Raw genomic sequence first — 2,111 nt, forward strand, 5'->3', positions numbered from 1 at the left:
CGCGTCGCGGCCGCCGCGAGCGCCGCCGGGGTGCGCCAGCGGGTGCGCTTCCGGGTCAACAGCGGCGTGCACGCGAGCACCCACGACTTCCTCGCCACCTCGCACGAGGACCAGAAGTTTGGCCTGCCGCTCGGCCGCGCCGTCGAGCTCGCCGGGAAGATTCGCGCGCACGACTCCCTGGACTTTGTCGGCCTGCACTGCCACATCGGCTCCCAGATTTACGCGACCGACGGCTTCCGCGAGTCCGCGCGTCGCCTGATGAGCGTCTACGCCGAGCTCGCCGAGGGCGGGCCCGTGCCCGAGCTGAACCTCGGCGGCGGCTTCGGCATCGCCTACGTCTCGGGCGATGAGCCCCCCGTGATCGACGAGGTCGCGGCGCAGCTCGCGGACATCGTGAAGGAAACCGCCGACGAGTACGGGATCGCCCTGCCCAAGGTGGCCTTCGAGCCCGGCCGGGCCATCATCGGCCCGGCGGGCCTCACGCTCTACACGGTCGGCACCACCAAGCCGGTCGCCATCGACGAGGGCGAGACCCGCCTCTACGTCAGCGTGGACGGCGGGATGAGCGATAACGCTCGGACCGCGCTCTACGACGCCCAGTACCAGGTGCGGCTCGCGAACCGGCGCTCAGACGCCGGGGCACAGCTCGTGCGCGTGGTGGGGAAGCACTGCGAGTCCGGCGACATCGTCGTGGACCGCGACCACCTGCCCGCCGACGTGACCCCGGGGGACCTGCTCGCGGTGCCCGCGACGGGCGCCTACTGCTGGTCCCTGTCCAGCAACTACAACTACGTCCCGCGTCCCCCGGTCGTCGCCGTTTTCGACGGCCAGGCCCGCGTGATTGTCCGTGGCGAGACCGAGGCCGACCTCCTCGCCCGCAACGTCGAATGGAGTAAATAAGTGAACGGGTACCGCAATCTCAAGGTTGCCCTGCTCGGCTGTGGATCGGTTGGCGCGCAGGTCGCGCGGCTGCTCCGCGAGCACGGGGACGAGCTCGCGCTGCGCATCGGCGCCCGCCTGGAGCTCACCGGGATCGCGGTGCGCGACACGAGCGCGCCCCGCGATGTCGAGCTGCCGCAGGAGCTGTTCACGACCGACGCGGAACAGCTCGTGCTCGGCGCGGACATCGTCGTCGAGCTGATGGGCGGCATCGAGCCCGCGCGCGAGCTCATCGTGCGCTCCATCGGCGCGGGGGCCGACGTGGTCACCGCGAACAAAGCCCTGATTGCCGCGCACGGCAGCGAGCTCGCCGAGGCGGCCGAGCAGGTCGGCGCGCAGCTCTACTACGAGGCCGCCGTGGCCGGGGCGATCCCCATCATCCGCCCGCTCCGCGAGAGCCTCGCGGGCGACCACATCACCCGCGTGATGGGCATCGTGAACGGCTCAACGAACTACATCCTGGACCGGATGGACCGCTTCGGCGACAGCGCGGAGGACGCCGCCCGCGTCGCCAGCGATCTCGGCTTCCTGGAGGCCGACCCGACGCTCGACGTCGAGGGCTATGACGCACAGCAGAAGGCCGCGATCCTCGCCGGGATCGCCTTTCACACGAACGTCCCGGTCGAGCGGGTGCACCGCGAGGGCATCACGCAGATCACCGCGGCCCAGATCGAGGCCGCGCGCGCCGCGGGCTTCGTCATCAAGCTGCTCGCGATCGCCGAGCGGGTCGTCGACCAGGACGGCGTCGAGGGCGTTTCCGCCCGCGTGTACCCGGCGCTCATCGAGCGGCAGCACCCCCTTGCCACCGTGCACGAGGGCAAGAACGCGATCTTCGTTGAGGCGGAGGCCGCCGGGAGCCTGATGTTCTACGGCGCGGGCGCAGGCGGCAAGGAGACCGCCTCTGCGGTGCTCGGCGACGTCGTCTCGGCCGCCCGCCGCCACGTCGTCGGCGGTCCCGGTATCCCCGGGTCCACGCACGCCAACCTGCCGATCCTGAGCATCGACGAGGTGCTCACGCAGTACCAGATCATGCTCGAGGTCACCGACGAGCCGGGCGTGCTCGCCCAGGTCGCGACCGTGCTCGCGGAGCAGGGCGTCTCCGTGGCCAGCGTCGAGCAATCGGTGCCTCGGGACACCGCCGGAACGGCTACGCTGGTGCTCGGCACCCACAC

Annotated in this window: 2 protein-coding genes; both read left to right on the forward strand. The window is 71.2% G+C overall.

The annotated features are described in order from the left end of the window. The coding region (locus OOT08_RS13250) for a diaminopimelate decarboxylase family protein (protein WP_442916248.1) at positions 1–900 on the forward strand (900 nt) is incomplete at its 5' end. Continuing rightward, a partial coding sequence (locus OOT08_RS13255) for a homoserine dehydrogenase (protein ID WP_325093225.1) occupies positions 901–2,111 on the forward strand: 1,211 nt, incomplete at its 3' end.

This window comes from Leucobacter sp. M11, from assembly GCF_035726885.1.
In the GTDB taxonomy this organism is placed as follows: domain Bacteria; phylum Actinomycetota; class Actinomycetes; order Actinomycetales; family Microbacteriaceae; genus JAPFRB01.